The organism is Streptococcus sp. k-402 (assembly GCF_013277515.1).
Classification (GTDB): Bacteria; Bacillota; Bacilli; order Lactobacillales; family Streptococcaceae; genus Streptococcus.
In genome coordinates, this window is sequence record NZ_VMNB01000002.1 from 81,789 (window position 1) to 108,724 (window position 26,936).

Below are 26,936 nucleotides of genomic sequence, written 5' to 3' on the forward strand. Positions count from 1 at the left end.
TGGACTTTTAAGATATAATATTATGGATTGTCAACAAGGAGGAAAAACTTTTGAGTGAAAAGTCAAGAGAAGAAGAGAAATTAAGCTTTAAAGAGCAGATTCTGAGAGATTTAGAAAAAGTAAAAGGCTATGATGAAGTTCTGAAAGAAGATGAGGCAGTAGTTCCTACTCCTGCAAATGAACCTTCAGCTGAAGAACTCATGGCTGATTCCTTGTCAACGGTAGAGGAGATTATGAGAAAAGCTCCTACCGTGCCGACTCACCCAAGTCAAGATGTACCAGCTTCTCCAGCAGATGAGATTCAAAGAGAAATTCCTGGTGTTCCAAGTCAAGATGTACCTTCTTCTCCAGCGGAAGAAAGTGGATCAAGACCAGGTCCAGGTCCTGTTAGACCTAAGAAATTTGAAAGAGAATACAATGAAACTCCAACAAGGGTAGCTGTTTCCTATAAGACGGCAGAGAAAAAAGCAGAACAAGCAGGTCCAGAAACACCTACGCCTGCTACAGAAACAGTGGATATCATCAGCGATACACCACGTCGTAGCCGTAGAGAAGGAGCAAAACCCGTTAAGCCTAAGAAAGAGAAGAAGTCACATGTGAAAGCCTTTGTGATTTCATTCCTTGTATTCCTTGCCTTGCTCTCAGCAGGTGGTTACTTTGGTTACCAGTACGTGCTAGATTCTTTATTGCCTATTGATGCTAATTCTAAGAAATATGTGACGGTTCAAATTCCTGACGGTTCAAACGTTCAAGAAATCGGTACGACGCTTGAAAAAGCTGGTTTGGTAAAGCATGGTCTGATTTTTAGCTTTTATGCCAAGTATAAAAATTATACCGATTTGAAAGCAGGTTACTACAATTTGCAAAAGAGTATGAGTACAGAAGACTTACTCAAAGAGTTGCAAAAAGGTGGAACAGATGAACCACAAGAACCTGTCCTTGCGACTTTGACAATTCCAGAAGGTTATACTTTGGATCAGATTGCTCAAGCTGTGGGTCAATTGCAAGGTGACTTCAAAGAGCCTTTGACAGCGGAGGCTTTCTTGGCTAAAGTTCAAGATGAGACGTTTATCAGTCAAGAAGTTGCCAAATATCCGAGTCTACTTGAAAGCTTGCCTACAAAGGAAAGTGGGGCTCGTTATCGTTTGGAAGGATACCTTTTCCCAGCTACTTACTCTATCAAGGAAAGCACAACTATTGAGAGCTTGATTGATGAGATGTTAGCTGCTATGGATAAGAACCTATCTCCTTACTATAGTACGATCAAATCTAAAAACTTGACTGTCAATGAGTTGTTGACCATTGCTTCCTTGGTCGAAAAAGAAGGTGCCAAGACAGAAGATCGTAAGCTCATTGCAGGTGTATTCTACAATCGTTTGAATCGTGATATGCCACTTCAAAGTAATATTGCAATCTTGTATGCCCAAGGAAAACTGGGGCAAAATATCAGTCTAGCTGAGGATGTTGCGATTGATACCAACATTGATTCACCTTATAATGTTTATAAAAATGTAGGTCTCATGCCTGGTCCAGTCGATAGTCCAAGTCTGGATGCGATTGAGTCAAGCATCAATCAAACTAAGAGCGATAACCTCTACTTTGTAGCAGATGTCACAGAAGGCAAGGTCTACTATGCTAATAATCAAGAAGACCACGACCGCAATGTCTCTGAACATGTCAACAGCAAATTAAACCAAACAAACTAAAATTATGTGATACTTCACATCATTTTCTTTAGAAAATATCATCAGAAGAAAGTTGAGAAAAATGGCAGAAAAAACATATCCTATGACCCTTGAGGAAAAGGAAAAACTTGAAAAAGAATTAGAAGAATTGAAATTGGTTCGCCGACCAGAAGTGGTAGAACGCATTAAGATTGCCCGTTCATACGGTGACCTTTCTGAAAACAGTGAGTACGAAGCAGCTAAGGATGAACAAGCCTTTGTCGAAGGACAAATCTCTAGCTTGGAAACAAAAATCCGCTATGCCGAAATCGTCAATAGTGACTCAGTTGCAGATGATGAAGTAGCGATTGGTAAAACAGTCACTATCCAAGAAATTGGTGAGGACGAAGAAGAAGTTTATATTATCGTAGGTTCAGCGGGTGCGGATGCCTTTGCAGGTAAGGTTTCAAATGAAAGCCCAATTGGACAAGCCTTGATTGGTAAGAAAACAGGTGACACAGCAACGATTGAAACACCTGTTGGTAGCTATGATGTAAAAATCTTGAAGGTTGAAAAAACAGCCTAAAAACAGAAAAAAGGAGTGGGGAGGCGATGCGCTTCACTCACTCCTTTTTCCATTTTAAATTGAATTGAAATTGGAGACTATATGAGTTCAAAGAAGAAAAACAAGATGGAGCGTGGTCTGACCAATCGTCACGTGCAGGTTATGGCCATCGCTGGAACAATCGGAACAGGACTCTTTTTGGGAGCAGGTCGCTCTATTAGCCTAACCGGTCCTTCCATTGTACTGATTTATATGATTACAGGGGCTTTCATGTTCCTCATGATGCGTGCGGTTGGGGAAATGCTCTACCAAGACCCTGAGCAACATACCTTTATCAACTTTATCACGCGCCATTTGGGTAAGGGCTGGGGCTATTTCTCGGTTTGGTCTTACTGGCTATCTGTTGTCTTTATCGGTATGGCGGAAATTACTGCTATCGCACATTATGTGCAATTTTGGTTCCCAACTTGGCCAAGTTGGATGATTGAGATTGGATTTTTGACCATTCTAGCCTTGGTTAATCTGATTGCGGTGAAGCTCTTTGGGGAAGTTGAGTTTTGGTTTGCTATGGTCAAGATTGTGGCTATTTTAGCCATGATTGCAACAGGAGTCTTTATGGTCTTGACAGGCTTTAAGACACCACATGGAGTAGCAAGTTTGGCCAATGTTACCGACAATTTCTCCCTCTTCCCAAATGGAGGTGTCAACTTTGTCATGGCCTTCCAGATGGTGTTCTTTGCCTATCTTATGATTGAATTTATCGGGGTCACAACTTCTGAAACCAAAAACCCACGTCAGGTTTTGCCAAAAGCCGTTAAGGAAATTCCTTTGCGTATCGCCTTTTTCTACGGTGGTGCCCTCTTAGCCATCATGGCTATCATTCCATGGCGTGAACTGGCTTCTGCTGATTCACCTTTTGTTACAGTATTTGAATTGGCCGGTGTCAAGTGGGCGGCAGCCTTGATTAACTTCGTCGTTTTGACCTCAGCAGCATCTGCCCTTAACTCAACCCTTTATTCAACAGGGCGTCATTTGTATCAGATTGCTCATGATTCGCCAAATCGCTTCCTAAAGGCTATCAAGGCAGATACTCTTTCTCGCCACAATGTGCCACAAAATGCCATCATTGCCTCAGCGGTTTTGATTGCCCTAGCAGCCTTTATCAACGTCTTGCCAGGAGTTTCGGATGCCTTTGCCCTGATTACGGCATCATCATCAGGTGTCTATATTGCCATTTATATCTTAATCATGGTGGCTCACCTTAAATACCGCAAGTCACCAGACTTTATGGCGGATGGCTATCTCATGCCCCATTATCGTTTCCTAAATCCTTTAACCATGCTCTTCTTTGTCTTTGTCTTTGTAACCCTCTTTTTACAAGAGTCTACATTTGTAGGAGCAATCGGCTCAGCTATCTGGATTATCGGTTTTGGGATTTATAGCCAGTGGAAATTTAGAAAATAGATTAAGGACTCATCAACTCAGGTTGGTGGGTTTTTGCTAGTTTGACATCCTTTTGAAATAAGACTATAATACAAGCTATATCAGTTTTCAAGGAGGTTTGGATGTACTTTAGATTGGAAAATAAGGAATCCCATAAATCACAAGAAATAGGGAATCTGATTCGTGTTTATAACCGTTTAAAAAGAGAAGAAGCTGAAAGTGAGCCACTTAATCTTTATGTCGAAGATGAAAAGGGCAATCTCCTGGCAGGTTTGATAGCAGAGACTTTTGGAAATTGGCTAGAAATCGAGTATTTATTTGTAAAAGAGGAACTGCGAGGGCAAGGAATCGGTTCAAAACTATTGCAGCAAGCAGAGACTGAAGCTAAGAATCGAAACTGTCGTTTTGCTTTTGTCAATACCTACCAGTTTCAGGCGCCAGATTTTTATCAGAAACATGGCTACAAGGAAGTCTTTACCTTACAAGACTATCCCTACATTGGGCAAAGATATTATTACCAAAAGGATTTGTGACCTAGACTTCTATCCTTTGAAGAGGAGCTTAGCTAAGTATCAAATAAGAACGAATACTCTTTATCATGTAAGATGATAGAGAGTTTTTTTGTTAATAAAATCTTACAAAATGACAAATATATATTGCATTAAGTTAGATATATGGTATAATGTTTTTAAAAGAAGCGCAACTTTTTAAAATTAATGAGAATCAAAGAGAAAACCAAGAATATTAATGGAGGAATAAAAAATGGAAGTTATAAATGTAAGTAAGCATTATGGTCATTCAATCATTCTCAAAGGTATAAATTTTGCACTTAATAAGGGTGAAATTGTTGGTCTAGTAGGGAGAAACGGAGTTGGCAAGAGTACATTGATGAAAATTCTTGTTCAGAATAATCAACCGACTTCAGGGAATATTATAAGTAGTGATAATGTTGGGTATTTAATCGAAGAACCAAAATTATTTTTATCTAAAACAGGTTTAGAGAATTTAAAATATTTGTCAAATTTATATGGTGTTGACTACAATCAAGAAAGATTTGGAAGTTTGATCCAAGAGTTAGATTTGACTCAGTCTATTAATAAAAAAGTAAAGACCTATTCTTTGGGTACAAAACAAAAATTAGCTTTGCTTCTAACTCTCGTTACGGAACCTGATATATTGATTTTAGATGAACCGACTAATGGTTTAGATATTGAATCATCACAAATAGTTTTAGCAGTTCTAAAAAACTTAGCTTTACATGAAAATGTGGGAATTTTAATATCGAGTCATAAATTAGAAGATATTGAAGAAATTTGTGAGAGGGTCCTTTTATTGGAGAACGGGCTTTTGACATTTCAAAAAGTAGGAAAAGATAGTCATAATTGCTTGTTTGAGATAGCTTTTTCATCAGCTACAGATAGAGACATTTTCATCACCAAACAAGAATTTGGGGATATTGTTCAGGAAGAGGGATTGAGAATTACTATGTCTGGGAATATTCAAAGTAGTGAGCTTTTTAAATTTTTTAACGAAAACTCTATTAAAGTAGTTGATTTTGAAACTAAAAAAGAGACGCTTAAAGATATTTATCTAAATCGTTCAAAATAAAGGAAGGTTATAATCATGAAATTAAATAAATTGAATTTTCTTAAGGAAAATATAAGAGATTTATATTCATCAGGCGTAATATATCTAGGATTGGTTATCTCGTTTATACCGCCTATACTGGTTATATTCTTTATTCTAAAGACTCAAGGGACATCACTTGGTATTAAGCATATTTCAAATTTTTATGCTATGCTCGGTATGTTAATGGCTGTTATACATGCTAACCGAATTATTAGCAGGGATTTTTCCCACAATACGATCAGTTTATTTTATAATCAACAGAAAAATCGGATGATTTACGTCTTGTCCAATTTTCTATATGCCATCTCAGTTTCCATTATCTATGCTTTGAATGGTATTGTGTTACTAGTCATCGTAAGTAAATTGGGTGTTCCAGGTGATTTAGGATTAGATTTTATTGTAGCCATTGTAGTCAATACAATTTTGTTAGTCCTATTTTATTTTCTATTATCTTACATTTTCTATTTATATAAATTGAAAAGTGGCTTGGTATTTGGTATTTTAGTAGCTTTACTACTCTTTGTCCCTAATATATTAAATACGATTATGATGAATACTAGTAATGATTTGTTTATCAAAGCGATTGAACTTCTTCCTTTTTATTCCTTACCTGTATTTGTTGCTTCAAATACGATGTCTATTAGTCAGTATCTTGTGGTAATCACTACAATCATTTTATTGTATTTTTTCACTCTCAAGAAAAGCAAGGAGTATTCATTTTAGTTTCGTTTAGTATTATTTTGCAGACTTAAAATCTAGTAAAAAATCAGTCATCTTGCTATGCTCCTGCTCTTGCTGTTTACCACGTTTTTGACTTATACTAGACTCATTTCCAAAAGCATTATATAATAGTGATATGAAATCAACTAAATAAGAAATACAAGCAATCAAAACTCGCTTAAAAGACCCTACTAAAGCTAATACTAAACAAAAAATCAAATAGCAAACTAGGAAGTTTATTTCAAACAATCCAACATACTGATTTTAGTCTGAAGATAATATTGGAGTGTAAATTCATGGGGTTATAATAAATAGCTGACAGCTTGTGTTAGTTTGGAATTTTTTAAGAGTAGATGAATATTAAAATTATAAGGAGGACGCAGGTGGCTAAAAATTTAAAATTAAAATTAGCTCGTGTGGAGCTTGATTTAACACAAGGTCAACTGGCAGAGGCTGTCGGGGTGACGCGCCAGACTATTGGTTTGATAGAGGCGGGGAAATACAATCCCAGTCTCTCGCTCTGCCAGTCCATTTGCAGATGTTTAGGGAAAACCCTAGATCAACTATTTTGGGAGGAAGAAGATGGTAAATAAATTCATTCATTATCAATTACTTGACGAAAGAGAAGAACAACTAATCAATAAAGCTGGAGCGGAATCCTTTACCCTTTTCATTGGACTTGTGCTTCTAAGCTATTTGGTGGCTGTATTAGCTCCCTCTCTTTTTAATCCGAATTTTCTAGTCTATACTCTGATAGTAGGAATTTTCTTCTTTTTCAATCGTGCCCGTTATCTGGGAGTGACCTACTATAGTCGTTTTCATTTTACGATTTTGGGTTGTTTTTTCCTAACCTTGGCTATTACGGCTCTTTTGATGTTACAGAATTATCAATTCAACATAGAAATTTATCAGCATAATCCTTTGAATGCTAAATACCTGTCCGCTTGGGCCATTACTTATGTCATTTACCTTCCTTGGGTTTTTATAGGCAATCTCGGTCTGAAGAGCTATGGCGAATGGGCTCAGAAAAAATTTGAGCAAGACATGGATGAACTGGAGAGTGGTGAATAGCTTGTTACTCTTTTCTCAATCCAGCTAAAATGTGATATAATAGTACTAATTTATTGGAATACATGAAAGTTCTTGAAAATTTTCATGGGTTTCTAGCTAAGGAAGTAGGAAAAGTATGTATCCAGATGATAGTTTGACATTGCACACGGACTTGTACCAGATTAATATGATGCAGGTTTACTTTGACCAAGGGATTCACAATAAAAAGGCTGTCTTTGAGGTGTATTTCCGCCAACAGCCTTTTAAGAATGGCTATGCGGTTTTTGCAGGTTTGGAAAGAATTGTGAGTTATCTTGAAGACCTGCGTTTTTCAGATAGTGATATTGCCTATTTGGAATCGCTAGGCTATCATGGGGCATTCTTGGACTATCTCCGCAATTTCAAGTTGGAGTTGACCGTTCGTTCTGCCCAAGAAGGGGACTTGGTTTTTGCTAATGAGCCTATTGTGCAGGTGGAAGGTCCTCTAGCCCAATGCCAGTTGGTCGAAACGGCTCTTCTAAACATCGTCAACTACCAGACCTTGGTGGCGACTAAGGCAGCTCGTATTCGTTCGGTTATCGAAGATGAACCCTTGATGGAGTTTGGGACACGTCGGGCGCAAGAGATGGATGCGGCTATCTGGGGAACACGCGCAGCGGTGATTGGTGGTGCCAATGGGACCAGCAATGTGCGTGCTGGTAAACTCTTTGATATTCCTGTCTTGGGGACCCATGCCCATGCCTTGGTACAGGTTTATGGTAACGACTATGAGGCTTTCAAGGCTTATGCTGCGACCCACAAAAATTGCGTCTTTCTTGTAGATACCTATGATACCCTTCGCATCGGAGTTCCAGCTGCCATTCAGGTGGCGCGTGAGCTGGGTGATCAGATTAACTTTATGGGTGTGCGGATTGACTCTGGGGATATTGCCTACATTTCTAAGAAAGTCCGTCAACAACTGGACGAGGCTGGATTTACAGAGGCTAAGATTTATGCTTCTAATGATTTGGACGAAAATACCATCCTCAACCTCAAGATGCAAAAGGCCAAGATTGATGTCTGGGGCGTGGGTACAAAGCTGATTACAGCTTATGACCAGCCAGCTCTTGGTGCAGTTTATAAGATTGTGGCCATTGAAGATGAAAATGGGAACATGCGCAATACGATTAAGCTGTCAAATAATGCTGAAAAAGTGTCTACGCCAGGTAAGAAGCAGGTGTGGCGCATTACCAGTCGTGAAAAAGGCAAGTCAGAAGGCGACTACATTACCTATGATGGTGTGGATGTTGCCAGCATGACAGAAATCAAGATGTTCCATCCGACCTATACATACATCAAGAAGACGGTTCGTAATTTTGATGCTGTGCCTCTCTTGGTGGATATTTTTAAAGATGGGAAATTGACTTACAGCTTGCCTAGCTTGACTGAGATTCAGGATTATGCTCGTAAGGAATTTGACAAGCTTTGGGATGAGTACAAGCGCGTGCTTAATCCACAGCATTATCCAGTGGATTTGGCGCGTGATGTATGGCAAGACAAGATGGACTTGATTGACAAGATGCGCAAGGAAGCCCTTGGTGAAGGAGAAGAAGAATGAGTTTGCAAGAAACGATTATCCAAGAGCTGGGTGTCAAACCAGTGATTGATGCCCAGGAAGAAATCCGTCGTTCTATTGATTTCTTAAAAAGATATCTGAAAAAACATCCCTTCCTAAAAACCTTTGTACTAGGGATTTCTGGAGGACAAGACTCAACCTTAGCAGGACGTTTAGCTCAATTAGCTATGGAAGAACTGCGAGCAGAAACGGGAGACGACAGCTATAAATTTATCGCTGTCCGCCTGCCTTATGGAGTGCAAGCTGATGAAGCAGATGCTCAAAAAGCCTTAGCATTCATCCAACCAGATGTCAGCTTGGTTGTGAATATCAAGGAATCAGCCGACGCCATGACGGCAGCAGTCGAAGCGACAGGTAGTCCTGTTTCAGATTTTAACAAGGGGAATATCAAGGCTCGTTGCCGTATGATTGCTCAATATGCCCTTGCGGGCGCCCATAGCGGAGCGGTCATTGGAACAGACCACGCTGCGGAAAATATCACAGGTTTCTTTACCAAGTTTGGTGATGGTGGTGCGGATATTCTCCCTCTTTACCGCCTCAATAAACGCCAAGGAAAACAACTCTTGAAGGAACTTGGTGCAGACCCAGCACTTTATGAAAAAATCCCAACAGCAGACCTAGAAGAAGATAAACCAGGTCTAGCTGACGAAGTAGCTCTCGGAGTCACCTATGAAGAGATTGACGACTACCTAGAAGGCAAAACAATCAGCCCAGAAGCCCAAACGACTATCGAAAACTGGTGGCACAAAGGCCAACATAAACGCCACCTACCAATCACCGTATTTGATGACTTTTGGGAGTGAGACAGAAATCGGTAACTCGAAGAGTTCGATTCCGTTGTCTCACCCCCGCAACGATGACTAGGTTTAAAAAAGCTTGGTAAAGCGTATTTCAAACCAGACAGCGTCTGCGTCAAGTAACTAGAGTAAAAACTTGTTTTCTAGCTGTTACTGAGTTGAGCCTTTTTACTACGAACATAGAAATAAGGAAGTGAGGAAGGTCCAGTGAGCCTTTTTAGCTTATTACCTTGAAATTCAAAAGTAAAACAAATTTCAATGGAGATTGGACAGAGAATCATCTATCAGAAAGTGAGGTAGTATCGTGAAATCTATCGGTACACAAATATTACAAACAGAACGTTTGATTTTAAGAAGATTTGTGGAGAGTGATGCAGAAGCCATGTTTCAAAATTGGGCTTCATCCGCTGAGAATCTAACCTATGTCACTTGGGATCCCCATTCTGATGTCGAGGTGACTCGAAATTCGATTCGTAACTGGGTTGCTTCCTATACTAATCCCAACTATTACAAATGGGCTATTTGTCTCAAAGAAAACCTAGAGCAAGTGATAGGAGATATCAGCATCGTTGCAATAGATGAGAACAATTCTTCTTGTGAAATTGGCTATATTTTAGGAAAAAACTATTGGGGTCGTGGTCTTATGACAGAGGCCTTAAAAGCTGTCTTGGACTTTTGTTTTACTCAAGCAAGTTTTCAAAAAGTCAAGGCACGTTATGCCAGTCTCAATCCAGCTTCAGGTCGTGTCATGGAGAAAGCAGGGATGTCCTATCTACAAACCATTGTTAATGGTGTAGAGAGAAAAGGCTATCTTGCGGATCTTATTTATTATCAGATAAGTAGGGAAGAATGTTGAATTCTCTTTTCTGTTTCTATCGAAGTCAGACTTTGTCTGGCTTTTTTTGCAACAGTTTTTACATAACCTGATTAAATTCCTATTTTTCCCTATCATTGTCCCTATTTTTTCGAAAATGGAAGGAGTATAATAAATCTATCAATAAAATGATAGGAGGAACTTTATGGGTCATATTTTCTTTTTTCTAAGTGTCTTTTTGGCAGGGATTCTATCCTTCTTTTCTCCTTGTATCTTACCCTTGTTACCAGTCTATGCAGGGGTGTTACTAGATGATAAGGATGGTGCTCAGGCTTCTAGCAACAAATTTTCAATCTCAGTTGTTAGTTTATTGCGAACGCTGGCCTTTATAGCGGGGATTTCCTTTATTTTTATCTTACTAGGTTATGGAGCTGGCTTTTTAGGCGATTTGCTTTATGCTTCTTGGTTCCAATATGTGACGGGTGCGGTTATCATTCTCTTAGGCTTGCACCAGATGGAGATTCTACACTTTAAGGGGCTTTATAAGGAAAAGAGGTTACAACTGCAAGGACAGGGGCAAAATGGTAAGGGCTATAGTCAGGCATTTTTACTGGGCTTGACCTTTAGTTTTGCTTGGACACCTTGTGTGGGGCCGGTTCTAGGCTCTGTTTTAGCCTTGGCGGCTTCAGGTGGCTCAGGTGCTTGGCAGGGAGCGGGTCTCATGTTGGTGTACACGTTGGGCTTGGCGCTACCATTCTTGCTTCTAGCTCTGGCCTCTAGTTATGTTTTGAAACATTTCCGAAAACTTCATCCCTATCTCGGGATTCTCAAAAAAGTGGGTGGTTTTCTCATTATTGTGATGGGACTCTTGGTTCTATTTGGAAATGCTTCAATTTTAAGTCAATTATTTGAATAAAAATGGAAAGGAATATCAGTATGAAAAAATGGCAAACATGTGTTCTTGGAGCAGGTTCGCTCCTTTGTTTGACGGCTTGTTCAGGCAAGTCCATGACCAGTGAACACCAAATGAAAGATGAAATGAAGATGGAGCAGACAGCTAGTAAAACAAGCACGGCTAAAGGGAAAGAGGTGGCTGATTTTGAGCTAACTGGAGTAGATGGCAAGACCTATCGCTTGTCTGATTACAAGGGCAAGAAAGTCTATCTCAAATTCTGGGCTTCTTGGTGCTCCATCTGTCTGGCTAGTCTTCCAGATACGGATGAAATTGCTAAAGAAGCTGGCGACGACTATGTGGTCTTGACAGTAGTGTCACCAGGACACAAGGGAGAGCAATCTGAAGCGGACTTTAAGAATTGGTATAAGGGATTGGATTATAAAAATTTCCCAGTCCTAGTTGACCCATCAGGCAAACTTTTGGAAACTTATGGCGTTCGTTCCTACCCAACTCAAGCCTTTATAGATGGTGAAGGAAAATTGGTCAAAACCCAACCAGGTTTTATGGAAAAAGATGCGATTTTGCAAACTTTGAAGGAATTAGCCTAGGAGGTGTCCTATGAATGATAAGCTAAAAATCATCTTGTTGCTAGGAGTATTTTTCCTAGCCATAACCGGTTTCTATTTTCTATTGATGCGAAATGCAGGGCAGACAGATAGCTCGCAAATTGAGAAAGCATCAGTTAGCCAAGGAGGAAAAACAGTGAAAAAAACAGAAGTGAGTAAAGATGCAGACTTGCACGAAATTTATCTAGCCGGGGGATGTTTCTGGGGAGTTGAGGAATATTTCTCACGCGTTCCCGGTGTGACAGATGCCGTATCAGGCTATGCGAATGGTAGAGGGGAAACAACCAAGTACGAATTGATCAACCAAACAGGACATGCGGAAACCGTCCATGTCACTTACGACGCCAATCAAATTTCCCTCAAGGAAATTCTGCTTCATTATTTCCGCATTATCAATCCAACCAGCAAAAATAAACAAGGAAATGACGTGGGAACCCAGTACCGTACTGGTGTTTATTACACAGATGACAAGGATTTAGAGGTGATTAACCAAGTCTTTGATGAAGTGGCTAAGAAATACGACCAACCTTTAGCAGTTGAAAAGGAGCCTTTGAAGAATTTCGTGGTGGCAGAGGATTATCACCAAGACTATCTCAAGAAAAATCCAAATGGCTACTGCCATATCAATGTCAATCAGGCGGCCTATCCCGTCATTGATGCCAGCAAATATCCAAAACCAAGTGATGAGGAATTGAAAAAGACCTTGTCACCTGAGGAGTATGCAGTTACCCAGAAAAATCAAACAGAACGAGCTTTTTCAAACCGTTACTGGGATAAATTTGAATCCGGTATCTATGTGGATGTAGCAACTGGAGAACCTCTCTTTTCATCAAAGGATAAGTTTGAGTCTGGTTGTGGTTGGCCTAGTTTCACCCAACCAATCAGTCCAGATGTTGCCACTTACAAGGAAGATAAGTCCTACAATATGACGCGCATGGAAGTGAGAAGCCGAGTAGGAGATTCTCACCTTGGCCATGTCTTTACGGACGGCCCACAGGACAAGGGTGGCTTGCGCTACTGTATTAATAGTCTCTCTATCCGCTTTATTCCCAAAGATCAAATGGAAGAAAAAGGCTATGCTTATTTACTAGATTATGTTGATTAATACTCTTCGAAAATCGCTTCAAACCACGTCAGCGTCGCCTTGCCGTGGGTAGGATTGAGACTGGGCAAAAACTCAATTTGAGGAGAGAATAAAGCAAATTTTCTAACAATAAAACACATAATATCAAGAATTTTTATCTGCAACCCCAAAGCTGTACTTTGAGTAAGCTGCGGCTAGCTTCCTAGTTTACTTTTTGATTTTCATTGAGTATAAGAAGTCTTTCCTAAGCAGTTAGAGGAGAATTTTGCTATACTGATACTAGTAAGTGACAAAGGAGAGAAGCATGACCTACACAATCTTAATCGTAGAAGATGAATATCTGGTAAGACAAGGCTTGACCAAGCTGGTTAATGTAGCAGCCTACGATATGGAAATCATCGGTCAGGCTGAAAATGGAAGGCAGGCTTGGGAATTGATTCAAAAGCAGGTGCCAGACATTGTTTTAACCGATATCAATATGCCTCAGCTGAATGGCATCCAGTTGGCCAGTCTGGTTCGAGAAACCTATCCTCAGGTGCATCTAGTTTTTTTAACAGGCTACGATGATTTTGATTATGCCTTGTCTGCTGTCAAACTAGGCGTGGACGACTACCTGCTCAAGCCCTTTTCTCGTCAGGATATTGAGGAAATGTTGGGGAAAATCAAGCAAAAGTTGGGTAAAGAAGAAAAGGAAGAGCAGTTACAAGATTTATTGACCGATAAGTTTGAAGGAAACATGGCCCAGAAAATCCAGTCCCATCTGTCTGATAGCCAGTTTAGCTTAAAGTCTTTAGCCAGTGACTTGGGTTTTAGCCCTACTTATCTGAGTTCTTTGATTAAGAAAGAGTTGGGTTTGCCTTTTCAGGATTATCTGGTGAGAGAACGTGTCAAACAAGCTAAGCTCTTGCTTTTAACTACAGATTTAAAGATTTATGAGATAGCCGAAAAGGTTGGTTTTGAAGATATGAACTATTTTACCCAACGTTTTAAACAGATTGCAGGTGTGACACCTCGTCAGTTTAAGAAGGGGGAAGGTCGATGAAGCGTTTGTCTCTTCTAGTCAGAATGGTTATTTCCATCTTTCTGGTCTTTCTCATTCTCCTAGCTCTGGTTGGAACTTTCTACTATCAATCTAGTTCCTCTGCCATTGAGGCTAGCATTGAGGGCAATAGCCAAACGACTATCAGCCAGACTAGCCACTTTATTCAGTCTTATATTAAAAAACTAGAAACCACCTCGACGAGTTTGACCCAGCAGGCGGATGTCCTAGCCTATGCTGAGAATCCCAGTCAAGACAAGGTCAAGGGAATTCGAAATCTGTTTTTGACCATCTTAAAGGCAGATCAGGACTTGAAAACTGTTGTGCTGGTAACCAAATCCGGTCAGGTCATTTCTACAGATGATAGTGTGCAGATGAAAACTTCCTCTGATATGATGACTGAGGATTGGTACCAAAAGGCCATTCATCAGGGAGCTATGCCCGTTTTGACTCCAGCTCGTAAATCAGATAGTCAGTGGGTCATTTCTGTTACTCAAGAACTTCTTGATGCAAAGGGAGCCAATCTGGGTGTACTTCGTTTGGATATTTCTTATGAAACTCTGGAAGCCTATCTAAATCAACTTCAGTTGGGTCAGCAGGGCTTCGCCTTTATCATCAATGAAAACCATGAATTTGTTTACCATCCTAAACATACAGTTTATAGTTCGTCTAGCGAAATGGAGGCCATGAAACCCTACATTGAGACGGGGCAAGGCTATACTCCAGACCGCCAATCCTATGTCAGTCAAGAAAAGATTGCTGGAACTGATTGGACGGTGCTTGGCGTGTCTTCACTGGAGAAATTAGACCAGGTTCGGAATCAACTCTTGTGGACCTTGCTTGGTGCTAGTGTCACATCTCTTCTTGCTTGTCTTTCCTTGGTGTGGTTCAGTCTCAAGCGCTGGATTGCTCCTTTGAAGGACTTGAGAGATACCATGATGAAGATTGCTTCTGGTAATCAGAATCTTCGTGCCAAGGAAACGGGTGCCTATGAACTGAGAGAGGTGGCTTGCCAGTTCAATGCTATGTTGAATCAGATTGATCAGCTGATGGCAGCTATTCGCAGGCAGGAAGAAACGACCCGTCAGTACCAACTTCAAGCTCTATCGAGCCAGATTAATCCGCATTTCCTCTATAATACTCTGGACACCATCATCTGGATGGCTGAATTTCAGGATAGTCAGCGAGTGGTTCAGGTGACCAAGTCCTTGGCAACCTATTTCCGCTTGGCGCTTAATCAAGGCAAGGACTTGATTTGTCTGTCTGACGAAATCAATCATGTTCGCCAGTACCTCTTTATCCAGAAACAACGTTATGGAGATAAGCTGGAATATGAGATTGATGAAAACCCTGCCTTTGATAATTTAGTCTTGCCTAAGCTGGTCCTACAACCCTTGGTGGAAAATGCTCTTTACCATGGCATTAAGGAAAAGGAAGGTCAGGGCCATATTAAACTTTCTGTCCAGAAACAGGATTCAGGATTGGTCATCCGTATTGAGGATGATGGAGTTGGCTTCCAGGCTGCTGCTGATAATAGTCAAAGTCAACTCAAACGTGGGGGAGTTGGTCTTCAAAATGTTAACCAGAGACTCAAACTTCATTTTGGAGACAATTATCAGATGAAGATCGATTCTGCCCCCTCAAAAGGGACGAAAGTGGAAATATACATAAATAGAATAGAAACTAATTAACTCCCAGTCAATTCTGGGAGTTTTATGCGTAATTGGGCAAGCTTTCTAGGTTGTCTATCTTGCTAAAACGTAGAAAAAACGATATGATAGATAATGACAAAAGAGGTATCAAGTATGAAGGAAAAAGACATTCAAAGAGACACAAGCCAGATTGTAGAAGATGTATTAGAAAAGGCCAATTTGAAGCAAGGATCTATCTTTGTTTTGGGCCTTTCTTCTAGTGAGGTGATAGGGGGTCAGATTGGCAAAGAATCCAGCCAAGAAATTGGGGAAATCATTGTGAAGACCATCCTAGATATTCTAGAAGAAAAAGGCATTCATCTAGCCGTTCAGGGCTGTGAACATGTCAATCGGGCCCTCGTTGTTGAACGTCAGGTGGCAGAGCAGTTTGGTCTGGAAATGGTCAGTGTCCTTCCTACTCTCCATGCAGGAGGTTCAGGTCAGTTGGCAGCCTTCAAGTTTATGCAAGATCCCGTTGAGGTTGAATTTATCAAGGCTCATGCTGGATTGGATATCGGAGACACTGCAATTGGTATGCATGTCAAGCATGTTCAGGTTCCAATTCGTCCTCTTTTGAGAGAAATTGGCCATGCCCATGTAACGGCTCTTGCTAGTCGTCCAAAATTAATCGGAGGTGCGCGTGCGCACTATCCGCAAGATTCTATTAGAAAGTCGTGAGAATGAATAAAGGAGATGAAAGTGTTTAAAAAAGACCGTTTTTCAATTCGTAAGATTAAGGGAGTTGTAGGTTCTGTATTTCTTGGAAGCCTTTTGATGGCTCCTTCTGTAGTGGACGCAGCTACCTATCACTATGTAGATAAAGAGGTTATTTCACAAGAAGCTAAAGATTTAATTCAGACAGGAAAGCCTGATGGGAATGAAGTTGTCTATGGTTTGGTGTATCAAAAAGACCAGCTGCCACAAACAGGGACAGAAGCATCTGTTTTGACAGCTTTTGGTTTGCTGACTGTTGGGAGCTTGCTTTTAATCTACAAGAGAAAGAAAATTGCCAGCGTCTTTCTAGTTGGAGCTATGGGATTGGTAGTCCTTCCTAGTGCAGGAGCTGTAGACCCAGTTGCGACCCTAGCACCGGCTAGTCGAGAGGGTGTTGTTGAAATGGAGGGCTATCGCTATGTTGGTTATCTATCAGGTGACATCCTCAAAACGCTTGGCTTGGACACTGTTTTAGAAGAAGCCTCAGCTAAACCTGGAGAGGTGACTGTAGTCGAAGTTAAGACTCCTCAATCAGCAACAAATCAGGAGCAAGCGAGGCCGGAAAACCAAGCAGTAGAGACAGAGGAAGCTCCAAAGGAAGAAGCACCTAAAACAGAAGAAAGTCCAAAGGAAGAACCAAAATCGGAGGTAACTCCTACTGACGAAACCCTCCCTAAAGTAGAAGAGGAAAAAGAAGTTTCAGCAGAACCAGCTCCAGTTGAAGAAGTAAGTGGAGTAGTTGAGTCAAAAACAGATGAACAAGCACCAGTCAAATCGGAAAGTCAACCATCAGATAAACAAGCTGAGGAGCCAAACGTTGAACCACCAGTAGAACAACCAAAAGTCCCAGAACAACCCGTGCAACCTACACAACCTGAGCAACCAAGGATACCAAAAGATTCATCACAACCAGAAGATCCTAAAGAAGATAGGGGAGCGGAAGAGACACCGAAACAAGAAGATACACAGCCAGAAGTAGTAGAAACAAAAGATGAGGCTGCTAATCAACCTGTTGAAGAACCAAAAGTTGAAACGCCTGCTGTAGAAAAACAAACGGAACCAAAAGTTGAACAAGCAGGTGAACCAGTCGCGCCAAGTGAAGACGAAAAGGCACCAGTCTCTCCAGAAAAGCAACCAGAAGCTTCTGAGGAAGAGAAGGTTTCGGAAGAAACCCCGAAACCAGTAGAAGTCTCTCGAGAGACCAAGGCTGAAGAAACTGTAGAACCAACAGAGGAGACCAAAACAGCTAAAGGTACGCAAGAAGAAGGCAAAGAAGGTCAAGCACCAGTACAAGAAGTAAACCCAGAATATAAAGTAACAGCAGGTACAGTTGAGAAGTCTACCGAAAGTGAATTAGATTTCACAACAGAAGTAGTTCCGGATGACACAAAATATGTAGATGAAGAAGTTGTTGAACGTCAAGGGTCTAAAGGAGTTCAACTTACGAAAACAACTTACGAAACAGTGGAAGGTGTAGAGACAGATAAAGTTCTTTCTACAACTACAGAAGTAAAAACGCCTGCCGTTTCTAAAGTCGTTAAAAAAGGAACAAAACCAGTTGAAGGAACAACAATTGAAACAAGAGAAGAAGCCATTCCTTTTGCTACAAAAACAGAAGATGATGACACTTTAAAACGTGGAACAACTACAGTTGCTCAAGAAGGTGTAAACGGTAAGAAACAAATTACTGAAACCTATAAAACAATTCGCGGAGAAAAAACAAACGAAGCTCCAACAGTAGAAGAAAAAGTTATCTTACAACCTCAAGATAAAATTATCAAACAAGGAACAAAAGGTTTAGAAAAACCTACTTTACAATGGGCTAATACTGAAAAAGATGTCTTGAAGAAGAGTGCGACAGCTAGTTATACATTGACAAAACCAGCTGGAGTAGAAATCAAATCCATCAAATTAGCATTAAAAGATAAAGATGGACAACTTGTTAAAGAAGTAACGGTTGCTGAAAATAAATTAAACGCTACTTTAGATAAATTGAAATATTATCAAGGTTACACCCTATCTACTACAATGGTTTATGATCGTGGAGAAGGTGAAGAAACTGAGAAATTAGAAGATAAACAAATTCAATTAGACCTTAAAAAAGTTGAAATCAAAGATATTCGAAGAACTGATTTAATTAAATATGATCAAGAAACAGAAACGAATGAATCTAGATTAAAATCAATCCCAGAGGATAAGAGTAAATACTACTTAAAAGTCACTTCACATGATCAAAAATCAACATTATTAGCAGTGAAAAATATTGAAGAAGTAACCGTTGATGGAAAACAAATGTATAAAGTAACTGCAACAGCAGATAATTTAGTTGGGCGTCAAAAAGATCAAACATTTGAATCTGAATATACTCATTACATTGAAAAATCAGTTGCAGCTAACGGAAATGTTTATTATGATTTTGAAGATTTAGTTTCAGCAATGCAAAAAGATCCAGCAGGAGAATACCGATTAGGTCAAAGTATGAGTGCTAGAAATGCATCTGCGAATGGAAAATCGTATATCACGAGTGAATTTACAGGAAAATTATTAAGTGAAGACGGAAAACGTTATGCTATTACAGAGTTAGAACGACCTTTATTCAATGTTATTAAGAATGCTACTATAAAAAATATTAATTTTGAAGATGTCGATATCGATCGTAAAAATGATGATGGTGTTGCTACAATAGCAAATACAATGAATGGCACTTCTGTCATTGAAGATGTTAAAATTACAGGTTCTGTTATTGGACGTAATAATGTAGCGGGTGTTGTTAATAATATGAACGATGGAACTCGCATTGAAAATGTTGCATTCATCGGAAAATTACATGCAAATGGTTCTATGTTAGGTGGTATTGCTGATAAAAATTATCGAGGCATTGTAACGAGAACTTATGTAGATGCAATATTAACAGGTAATAACGTACGAGCAAGCTCATTAATTCCATATGTTGAATACGGAATGGTAGGCGATTATTTAACTGGAACTAAAGGAAACTTGACCAAATCTGTTGCCAAAGGAATGATTAATGTAGTTACGCCAGTACAAACTGGAGCGTTTGCAAGTAAGACATGGCCTTTTGGTACAGTAAAAGATAATGTTAGTTATGTAAAAGTGAAAAATGCAGAAATGTTATTTGGTTCAAATGATATTGATGATGATTATGCACATCCACAAATTGATAAATTATACAGTGTAGCTGGATATAGTGAAGGTAAAAAGTCATACACTAAATATCCTAATAAACAAATTAAATTAACAAAAGAAGAAGCTGATGAAAAAGTAGCTAGCTATAATATTACTGCTAATACTTTTGAAAGCGAAAAATCACTAGTGGCTACATTAAACGCAACAGTGTCTCAAAATTCTGCTTATGATCAAATCCAAGATTATAACGATGAATATAAATTAGCATATAAGAATTTTGAAAAATTACAACCATTCTATAATAAAGAATATATTGTACATCAAGCTAATAAATTGGATAAAGCACATAACTTAAATACGAAAGAAGTTCTTTCTGTAACACCAATGCATGATACAGAATTCGTTACAAATTTAGAAGAAGTGAATAAAATTATGATTCACTATGCGGATGGAACAAAAGAATACTTAAATCTATCTGGCAGTACAGAAGGATTAAGTAATGTTAAAGAATACACTGTAACAGATTTAGGAGTTAAATATACATTAAATATTGTTCAAAAAAATTATGATGGTTTAGTGAATGGAATTGTTTCAAAATTAAGTCCGATTGAATTACAATCAGATGTTATTTATAAACACTTTAACCGACCGGGAGCAGGAAGATTTGATGCGGTGAAAAATCTTTACTTAGAAGAAAGCTTTGATTATGTGAAGAATAACTTAACAGAACTAGTGACTAAGTTAGTTCAAAACGAAAATCATCAATTAAATGATTCACTAGTAGCACAACAAATGATTTTAGATAAAGTTGAAAAGAATAAAGCCGCTTTAATTCTTGGATTAACGTATCTAAATCGTTATTACGGAGTAAAATTTGGAGAAGTAAATATTAAAGAATTAATGTTATTCAAACCAGATTTCTATGGTAAAAATATAGATGTATTAGATCGATTGATTGAAATTGGCTCTAAAGAGAACAATCTTAAAGGTCATCGTACACATGATGCATTCCGTGAAGTTTTGAGTGCTTCTACTCGCTCGGGTAACTTAATTGACTTCTTAAAATACAATATGGAACTTTTAACTTCAGATAAAAATATAAATGATTGGTTTATTCATGCGACTGAAGGTAAAGTATACGTTGTTGAAAAACAATCTCGTGAAGAAGGTCTTAAAAATGCTAAATATAGAGCATTTGATAATCTATCCAAAGGATATCATCAGAAGATGATTCTTCCACTTTTAAATCTAAAGCAAACACAAGCATTCCTGATTTCTACGTATAACACAATTTCATTTGGTACAGCTAATAAATACAATACGACACTTGGAAATTTCAAAGATAAAATTGATTTGGCGGCAAATAGGCATCTTAACTATCTTGATTTCTGGTACCGACTTGCAAATGAGAATGTTAAGAATTTATTGGCAAAAGAGATTGTTACTCCTGTTTGGGAAGGATACCAAGTTTGGGGACATGATTGGGGTAAATGGATGGATAAATATGGTAAGTTTGAAGATGGTAAAGGTATTTATGCTCCAACCCGTGAACTTTATGGCCCTGTAGGTGAGCATTACGGTCCTAATGGGGCTGTTGCCGGAGCCTATGCAACTTATTATGATGATAAGAATGATAATCGTGCAAAAGTTGTATTTGTTATGTCTGATATGATTAGCGAGTATGGATCCTCAGCATTTACACATGAAACTACTCACATAAATGACCGCGTAGTTTATTATGGAGGGTACACACACCGAGAAGGTACATTCTTAGAAGCCTTCGCACAAGGTATGCTTCAATCACCTGCTACTCAAGGTCACCAAGGTGAGTATGGTGCTTTAGGACTAAATATGGCTTTTGAACGTGAAAACGATGGAAATCAATGGTATAATTATAACCCTAATAATCTTAAATCACGTAAAGAAATTGACCACTATATGAAGAACTATAATGAGGCACTGATGATGTTAGATTATCTTGAAGCTGATGCAGTTATTGGGAAACTTAATGGTGATAATAGTAAATGGTTTAAGAAAGTTGATAAGAAAATGCGTCATACTGATGGTGATAATAAACATCTAGTTGGACCTAACCAATGGGATGAAGTGCGTGACTTAAGCGAACAAGAAAAAGCACTTGAGTTGAATAATATTAATGATTTAGTTAACAATAACTTTATTACAAAACATGGTGCTCCAGGTAACGGGGTGTATCGTCCTGAAGATTTTAGATCTGCATACGTTAACGTTAATATGATGACCGGTATCTACGGTGGTAATACTAGTGATGGTGCTCCGGGAGCCCTATCATTCAAACACAATGCTTTCCGTATGTGGGGTTACTTCGGATATGAAAATGGATTTATTGGATATGTTTCCAATAAATATAAAGGTGAAGCGAAAAAGGATGGTGAAAACAATTTAAGTGATAAATTTATTATTAAGAAAGTATCTAAAAATGTATACAACACACTTGAGGATTGGAAGCAACATTGGTTCCAAGAAATTAAAGATAAAGCTAATAATGGATTCACTGCCATTGAAATTAATGGTGAAACGATTACAAGTTATGACAGATTGAAGACTCTATTCAGTACTGCTGTTGAAAAAGATTTAGCTGAATTGAACGATTCTAAAGTAGAGCGTAAATATAGAAATACTGTAGGCTTGAAAGAGAAAGTCTTCAAACAACTCTTGTACAAATCCGACGGTTTCTCTGGGAATCTCTTCAATGAATCACAGGCATAGTGCTAACAAAATCATTACAAAGGTGGATCAGCTTGGCTGTATCTGCCTTTTTATGCTATACTTAAGGTATGCATAGAAAAACAGTGATTGATTTTAGGGCTTTAGGGGAGAGATACACCTTTACCCAGCCTATCAAAGAGTTGAAAACCAGAGATTTAACAGAAGTAACAGCCTTGTTAGCACAAGTGGAAAGATACCAAGAGCAGGGCTATTATGTGGTGGGCTATGTCAGCTATGAGGCTGCACCTGCTTTTGAGGAGAAATTAGCAGTTCACAAGGCTCCCCTGATGGGAGAGTACCTGCTATATTTTACCGTTCATGATAGGGTAGAAACTTCCCCTATTCCTCTGACTTATGATGAGGTTGATTTGCCTTCTGATTGGCAGGAAGTAACGTCTGCAGAGAAATATGAAAAGGCTATTGCCCAGATACATCATCATTTGCGACAGGGAGACACCTATCAAGTCAACTACACCGTCCAACTCAAGCAAAAGTTAAGTGCCAATCCTTTTGCCATTTACAATCGCATGGTGGTAGAGCAGGAGGCGGGCTACAATGCCTATGTGGAACATGACGAGATGGCAGTGATTTCCATGAGTCCAGAGCTCTTTTTTGAGCAAAATGACCGCGAATTGACTACGCGACCAATGAAGGGAACGACTCAGCGTGGGGTAACTGACCAAGAAGACTTAGGGCAGGCCAGTTGGTTGGAACAGGACCCCAAAAATCGTTCTGAAAACATGATGATTGTGGACCTCTTGCGCAATGACATGAACCGTCTGTCTGAGGTCGGAAGTGAGCATGTAGAACGTCTGTGCCAAGTGGAGCAGTATTCTACTGTTTGGCAGATGACTTCGACCATCAAGAGTCGGTTGCGACCAGATGTGGACTTGGTTTCCATTTTTCGCTCTCTCTTTCCTTGTGGATCCATCACAGGAGCTCCGAAAATTGCGACTATGGAGATTATAAAGGACTTAGAACCACAACCGCGTGGAGTCTACTGTGGAACGATTGGTCTCTTGCTTCCAAATGGACGACGGATTTTTAATGTGGCCATTCGTACCATTCAACTTCACAAAGGTCAAGCCATTTATGGAGTTGGCGGAGGGATTACATGGGATAGCACATGGGAATCTGAATACCGAGAGGTTCATCAAAAGGCAGCAGTTCTCTATCGTAAACAAGCTCGTTTTCAGCTGATTACTACTGGGAAAATCAGCCAGAAGAACTTGCTGTTTGAAGAACAACATTTGGAAAGACTCCAAAAAGCTAGTCGCTATTTTGCCTTTCCTTTGGATTCAGAAGACTTGAGACACAAGATTGAGGAAGAGTGTCAGGATTGTGACATTGATCAAGATTACCGCTTGCGAATTAGCCTTAGCAAGTCTGGAAAGATAGAGGTCGATCGTCAAGTATTAACACCCCTCAGTCCAACCTTCTGCTATGCACAACTCTGCCTTCAGGAAGCTGATTTGAATCAATCCTTTACCTATTTTAAAACCACTCACCGACCGCATTTGACTCTAGGGAAACAGGAAATCATTTACCATAATGTAAAAGGAGAACTGCTTGAAACCTCTATCGGAAATTTAGTTCTGAAAATCGCTGGAAAACTCTACACACCGCCTATTGAACTTGGAATCTTGCCAGGAATTTACCGTCAGTATTTACTAGAAACAGGACAGGTAGAAGAGAAAGTCTTGACCTTGGCAGATTTAGCCCAAGCAGAAGCTATTTACGGCTGTAATGCAGTGAGAGGCTTGTATGAACTAAGCCTTTAGGAGAACTAGATGAAACTGATATTTTTACACGGTCTAGGGCAGTCAGCAGAGAGTTGGAAAGAAGTTCGGAATCAATTGAAGGATAAGCCCACAGAGACTCTTGAATTGCTGAAATAAGTTTGATAAAATAATAGTGAAATCGATAACATCGTTAGAGGAGAAACAAATGAACAAACGTCTATTTTTTAAAATGAGTTTGGCGACGTTGTCAGTTTTAGCTTTGTTTTCACAACCAGTTTTAGCAGAAGAAAACATCCATTTTTCTAGCTGTAAGGAAGCTTGGGCTAATGGCTATTCAGATCTTCATGAGGGAGACCCTGGTTATTCTGCCAAGTTAGACCGTGATCATGATGGTGTGGCTTGCGAATTGGGAAATGCCTCTAAGGGCGCCTTTAAATCAAAACAAGCAACTGTGGCTCAAACTGATACAAGTTCAGCAACAACAAGTGGTTGGGTTAAGCAGGACGGCGCTTGGTACTACTTTGATGGAAATGGAAATCCAGTGAAAAATGCTTGGCAGGGAAGCTATTACCTGAAAGCAGACGGGAAAATGGCCCAGAGCGAATGGATTTATGATTCTTCCTATCAAGCTTGGTATTACTTGAAATCAGATGGTTCTTATGCAAAGAATGCATGGCAAGGAGCTTACTACCTTAAGTCAAACGGTAAAATGTCACAAGGTGAGTGGGTTTATGACTCTTCTTACCAAGCCTGGTATTACTTGAAATCAGATGGTTCTTATGCTCGCAATGCATGGCAAGGAAACTACTATTTGAAATCAGATGGCAAAATGGCTAAGAATGAGCGAGTTGATGATGGACGTTACTACGTAGATGCTTCAGGTCTCTGGAAACCATAAATCAGATAAAATTTAGAAAGTTAATGCAAACCTTTGCATAAGTAAATGAATTTTGTTATACTAGTGCTGTAAGCATTTTCAACTATTATACAATGAAAAAGGAGAATATGATGAGTCAAAAGATTATTGGGATTGACCTTGGTGGAACTTCTATCAAATTTGCAATCTTAACAACAGCAGGAGAAATCCAAGAAAAATGGTCTATCAAAACTAACATTTTGGATGAGGGAAGTCATATCGTAGATGATATGATTGAGTCTATTCAACACCGTTTGGACTTGCTTGGATTGGCAGCAGCAGACTTTCAAGGTATTGGAATGGGGTCACCAGGTGTTGTTGACCGTGAAAAAGGAACTGTTATTGGTGCCTACAATTTGAACTGGAAAACCCTTCAACCAATCAAAGAAAAAATTGAGAAAGCCTTGGGTATTCCATTCTTCATCGATAATGATGCCAACGTAGCAGCTCTTGGTGAGCGTTGGATGGGGGCTGGTGATAACCAACCAGACGTTGTCTTTATGACACTCGGTACTGGTGTTGGTGGCGGTATTGTCGCTGAAGGCAAATTGCTTCACGGTGTTGCTGGTGCAGCAGGTGAGCTTGGCCACATCACTGTTGACTTTGATCAACCAATCGCATGTACTTGCGGTAAGAAAGGTTGCCTTGAGACAGTTGCTTCAGCAACAGGTATTGTCAATTTGACTCGTCGCTATGCCGATGAATACGAAGGCGATGCAGTCTTGAAACGCTTGATTGATAACGGAGAAGAAGTAACTGCTAAGACTGTCTTTGACCTTGCAAAAGAAGGAGACGACCTTGCTTTGATTGTTTACCGTAACTTCTCACGTTACTTGGGAATCGCTTGTGCTAACATTGGCTCAATCCTAAACCCATCAACAATCGTAATTGGTGGTGGAGTATCAGCTGCGGGAGAATTCCTTCTACAAGGTGTTCAAAAAGTTTACGACGAAAATAGTTTCCCACAAGTACGCACATCCACTAAATTAGCTCTTGCAACTCTAGGAAATGACGCTGGAGTTATCGGAGCAGCATCACTTGTATTGCAATAAGATAATGAGAGAGGAAAAATGCTAACCTAGAGTTAGTAATGTTCCTCTTTTCTTTTTTATGCTATACTAGTTAGGAAATAAATGAGGTGAGAGTAAATGACAAAAGCAGATACGATTTTTAAAGAGAATATTGAACGCATTCTAAAGGAAGGTGTTTTCTCAGAGCAGGCTCGTCCTAAGTACAAGGATGGGACTGTTGCCAACTCCAAGTATGTAACGGGTGCATTTGCCGAGTATGATTTGGCTAAGGGCGAATTTCCCATCACAACCTTGCGTCCCATTGCAATTAAATCCGCCATCAAGGAAGTACTTTGGATTTACCAAGACCAGTCTAATAGCCTAGAAGTGCTTAATGATAAGTACAATGTTCACTATTGGAATGACTGGGAAGTGGGAGATACAGGAACCATTGGTGAGCGCTATGGTGCAGTTGTTAAGAAACACGATATCATCAACAAGCTTCTCAAACAGTTAGAAGCTAACCCTTGGAACCGCCGCAATATTATCTCTCTCTGGGATTATCAAGCTTTTGAGGAGACAGATGGGCTACTCCCATGCGCCTTTCAGACCATGTTTGATGTCCGCCGTGTAGATGGGGAAATCTATTTTGATGCAACCTTGACTCAGCGTTCTAACGATATGCTGGTGGCCCACCACATCAATGCTATGCAGTATGTGGCTCTTCAAATGATGATTGCCAAGCATTTTGGCTGGAAGGTTGGGAAGTTCTTCTATTTCATCAACAACCTCCATATCTATGACAATCAATTTGAACAAGCTCAGGAATTGCTTCGTCGTGAGCCGTCAAACTGCCAACCTCGCTTGGTTTTAAATGTTCCTGATGGGACTAGTTTCTTTGATATTAAAGCAGAAGATTTTGAGTTGGTGGATTATGACCCTGTCAAGCCACAGTTGAAGTTTGACCTAGCTATTTAAAAGAATAGAAAAAAGAAGTTGAGACAATAAATCCCAACTTCTTTTGTTT

General features: G+C 39.6%; 21 protein-coding genes and 2 pseudogenes. All 23 read left to right on the top strand.

What is annotated here, in order from left to right:
* Positions 1–50: 50 nt before the first annotated feature.
* The 23 genes and pseudogenes from mltG (at position 51) to HT724_RS01140 (ending at position 26,887) form a co-directional block, all read left to right on the top strand.
* Positions 51–1,706: an endolytic transglycosylase MltG gene (mltG, locus tag HT724_RS01030; RefSeq protein ID WP_173276373.1), complete on the top strand. Its 1,656-nt coding sequence runs from the start codon at positions 51–53 to the stop codon at positions 1,704–1,706.
* Between the two features lie 61 nt (positions 1,707–1,767).
* Entirely contained in the window at positions 1,768–2,250 is a 483-nt protein-coding gene (gene greA, locus HT724_RS01035) for a transcription elongation factor GreA (protein WP_000818767.1), read from the top strand.
* A gap of 81 nt (positions 2,251–2,331) precedes the next feature.
* Positions 2,332–3,693, top strand: a complete 1,362-nt coding sequence (locus HT724_RS01040) for an amino acid permease (RefSeq protein WP_173276374.1) — start codon at positions 2,332–2,334, stop codon at positions 3,691–3,693.
* A 101-nt stretch (positions 3,694–3,794) separates the two neighbouring features.
* On the top strand, positions 3,795–4,205 hold the full coding sequence (locus HT724_RS01045) for a GNAT family N-acetyltransferase (protein WP_173276375.1): 411 nt from the start codon (positions 3,795–3,797) through the stop codon (positions 4,203–4,205).
* Positions 4,206–4,388: 183 nt separating this feature from the next.
* Positions 4,389–5,280, top strand: a pseudogene (locus HT724_RS01050) (ABC transporter ATP-binding protein).
* Positions 5,281–5,295: 15 nt separating this feature from the next.
* On the top strand, positions 5,296–6,024 hold the full coding sequence (locus tag HT724_RS01055; protein WP_173276376.1) for a hypothetical protein: 729 nt from the start codon (positions 5,296–5,298) through the stop codon (positions 6,022–6,024).
* Between the two features lie 380 nt (positions 6,025–6,404).
* Complete coding sequence (locus tag HT724_RS01060) at positions 6,405–6,614, top strand: helix-turn-helix transcriptional regulator (protein ID WP_001107500.1); 210 nt, start codon at positions 6,405–6,407, stop codon at positions 6,612–6,614.
* Positions 6,604–7,092: a DUF6773 family protein gene (locus tag HT724_RS01065; RefSeq protein WP_173276377.1), complete on the top strand. Its 489-nt coding sequence runs from the start codon at positions 6,604–6,606 to the stop codon at positions 7,090–7,092. Before HT724_RS01060 ends, HT724_RS01065 begins: the two co-directional genes overlap by 11 nt.
* A 115-nt stretch (positions 7,093–7,207) precedes the next feature.
* On the top strand, positions 7,208–8,668 hold the full coding sequence (locus HT724_RS01070) for a nicotinate phosphoribosyltransferase (protein WP_173276378.1): 1,461 nt from the start codon (positions 7,208–7,210) through the stop codon (positions 8,666–8,668).
* Positions 8,665–9,489 (top strand): ammonia-dependent NAD(+) synthetase, encoded by an 825-nt coding sequence (gene nadE, locus HT724_RS01075; RefSeq protein WP_173276379.1) that lies wholly within the window; start codon positions 8,665–8,667, stop codon positions 9,487–9,489. The genes HT724_RS01070 and nadE overlap by 4 nt, the downstream gene beginning before the upstream one ends.
* Positions 9,490–9,787: 298 nt before the next feature.
* Entirely contained in the window at positions 9,788–10,339 is a 552-nt protein-coding gene (locus HT724_RS01080) for a GNAT family N-acetyltransferase (protein WP_173276380.1), read from the top strand.
* Between the two features lie 163 nt (positions 10,340–10,502).
* Positions 10,503–11,213: a thiol-disulfide oxidoreductase-associated membrane protein CcdA2 gene (gene ccdA2, locus HT724_RS01085; RefSeq protein WP_173276381.1), complete on the top strand. Its 711-nt coding sequence runs from the start codon at positions 10,503–10,505 to the stop codon at positions 11,211–11,213.
* 20 nt (positions 11,214–11,233) lie between these two features.
* Positions 11,234–11,800 carry a TlpA disulfide reductase family protein gene (locus HT724_RS01090; protein WP_000759275.1) on the top strand — a complete coding sequence of 189 codons (567 nt, stop codon included), beginning with the start codon at positions 11,234–11,236 and terminating at the stop codon, positions 11,798–11,800.
* 10 nt (positions 11,801–11,810) lie between these two features.
* Positions 11,811–12,923, top strand: a complete 1,113-nt coding sequence (gene msrB, locus HT724_RS01095; RefSeq protein WP_173276382.1) for a peptide-methionine (R)-S-oxide reductase MsrB — start codon at positions 11,811–11,813, stop codon at positions 12,921–12,923.
* 283 nt (positions 12,924–13,206) lie between these two features.
* Positions 13,207–13,944 (top strand): response regulator transcription factor, encoded by a 738-nt coding sequence (locus HT724_RS01100; protein ID WP_173276383.1) that lies wholly within the window; start codon positions 13,207–13,209, stop codon positions 13,942–13,944.
* Positions 13,941–15,632, top strand: a complete 1,692-nt coding sequence (locus HT724_RS01105; RefSeq protein WP_173276384.1) for a sensor histidine kinase — start codon at positions 13,941–13,943, stop codon at positions 15,630–15,632. Before HT724_RS01100 ends, HT724_RS01105 begins: the two co-directional genes overlap by 4 nt.
* 114 nt (positions 15,633–15,746) lie before the next feature.
* The gene (locus tag HT724_RS01110) at positions 15,747–16,310 is read left to right on the top strand and encodes a TIGR01440 family protein (protein WP_173276385.1); all 564 of its coding nucleotides are present in this window, start codon (positions 15,747–15,749) and stop codon (positions 16,308–16,310) included.
* Positions 16,311–16,331: 21 nt separating this feature from the next.
* Positions 16,332–22,241 (top strand): ZmpA/ZmpB/ZmpC family metallo-endopeptidase, encoded by a 5,910-nt coding sequence (locus tag HT724_RS01115; protein ID WP_173276386.1) that lies wholly within the window; start codon positions 16,332–16,334, stop codon positions 22,239–22,241.
* A gap of 68 nt (positions 22,242–22,309) precedes the next feature.
* Complete coding sequence (gene pabB / locus HT724_RS01120; protein ID WP_173276387.1) at positions 22,310–24,022, top strand: aminodeoxychorismate synthase component I; 1,713 nt, start codon at positions 22,310–22,312, stop codon at positions 24,020–24,022.
* 9 nt (positions 24,023–24,031) lie between these two features.
* Positions 24,032–24,130: pseudogene (locus HT724_RS01125) on the top strand (alpha/beta hydrolase); the annotation flags it as partial.
* A 58-nt stretch (positions 24,131–24,188) separates the two neighbouring features.
* Entirely contained in the window at positions 24,189–24,881 is a 693-nt protein-coding gene (locus HT724_RS01130; RefSeq protein ID WP_173276388.1) for an excalibur calcium-binding domain-containing protein, read from the top strand.
* A gap of 110 nt (positions 24,882–24,991) precedes the next feature.
* Positions 24,992–25,951, top strand: a complete 960-nt coding sequence (locus tag HT724_RS01135; RefSeq protein WP_173276389.1) for an ROK family glucokinase — start codon at positions 24,992–24,994, stop codon at positions 25,949–25,951.
* Positions 25,952–26,047: 96 nt separating this feature from the next.
* Entirely contained in the window at positions 26,048–26,887 is an 840-nt protein-coding gene (locus tag HT724_RS01140) for a thymidylate synthase (protein ID WP_173276390.1), read from the top strand.
* The last annotated feature ends 49 nt before the right edge of the window (positions 26,888–26,936 follow it).

Bases quoted from the DNA above. Each gene is read 5' to 3' on its own strand.
- greA (WP_000818767.1), top strand. From the start codon at position 1,768: ATGGCAGAAAAAACATATCCTATGACCCTTGAGGAAAAGGAAAAACTT.
- HT724_RS01040 (WP_173276374.1), top strand. From the start codon at position 2,332: ATGAGTTCAAAGAAGAAAAACAAGATGGAGCGTGGTCTGACCAATCGT.
- HT724_RS01045 (WP_173276375.1), top strand. From the start codon at position 3,795: ATGTACTTTAGATTGGAAAATAAGGAATCCCATAAATCACAAGAAATA.
- HT724_RS01055 (WP_173276376.1), top strand. From the start codon at position 5,296: ATGAAATTAAATAAATTGAATTTTCTTAAGGAAAATATAAGAGATTTA.
- HT724_RS01065 (WP_173276377.1), top strand. From the start codon at position 6,604: ATGGTAAATAAATTCATTCATTATCAATTACTTGACGAAAGAGAAGAA.
- HT724_RS01070 (WP_173276378.1), top strand. From the start codon at position 7,208: ATGTATCCAGATGATAGTTTGACATTGCACACGGACTTGTACCAGATT.
- nadE (WP_173276379.1), top strand. From the start codon at position 8,665: ATGAGTTTGCAAGAAACGATTATCCAAGAGCTGGGTGTCAAACCAGTG.
- ccdA2 (WP_173276381.1), top strand. From the start codon at position 10,503: ATGGGTCATATTTTCTTTTTTCTAAGTGTCTTTTTGGCAGGGATTCTA.
- HT724_RS01090 (WP_000759275.1), top strand. From the start codon at position 11,234: ATGAAAAAATGGCAAACATGTGTTCTTGGAGCAGGTTCGCTCCTTTGT.
- msrB (WP_173276382.1), top strand. From the start codon at position 11,811: ATGAATGATAAGCTAAAAATCATCTTGTTGCTAGGAGTATTTTTCCTA.
- HT724_RS01100 (WP_173276383.1), top strand. From the start codon at position 13,207: ATGACCTACACAATCTTAATCGTAGAAGATGAATATCTGGTAAGACAA.
- HT724_RS01105 (WP_173276384.1), top strand. From the start codon at position 13,941: ATGAAGCGTTTGTCTCTTCTAGTCAGAATGGTTATTTCCATCTTTCTG.
- HT724_RS01110 (WP_173276385.1), top strand. From the start codon at position 15,747: ATGAAGGAAAAAGACATTCAAAGAGACACAAGCCAGATTGTAGAAGAT.
- pabB (WP_173276387.1), top strand. From the start codon at position 22,310: ATGCATAGAAAAACAGTGATTGATTTTAGGGCTTTAGGGGAGAGATAC.
- HT724_RS01130 (WP_173276388.1), top strand. From the start codon at position 24,189: ATGAACAAACGTCTATTTTTTAAAATGAGTTTGGCGACGTTGTCAGTT.
- HT724_RS01135 (WP_173276389.1), top strand. From the start codon at position 24,992: ATGAGTCAAAAGATTATTGGGATTGACCTTGGTGGAACTTCTATCAAA.
- HT724_RS01140 (WP_173276390.1), top strand. From the start codon at position 26,048: ATGACAAAAGCAGATACGATTTTTAAAGAGAATATTGAACGCATTCTA.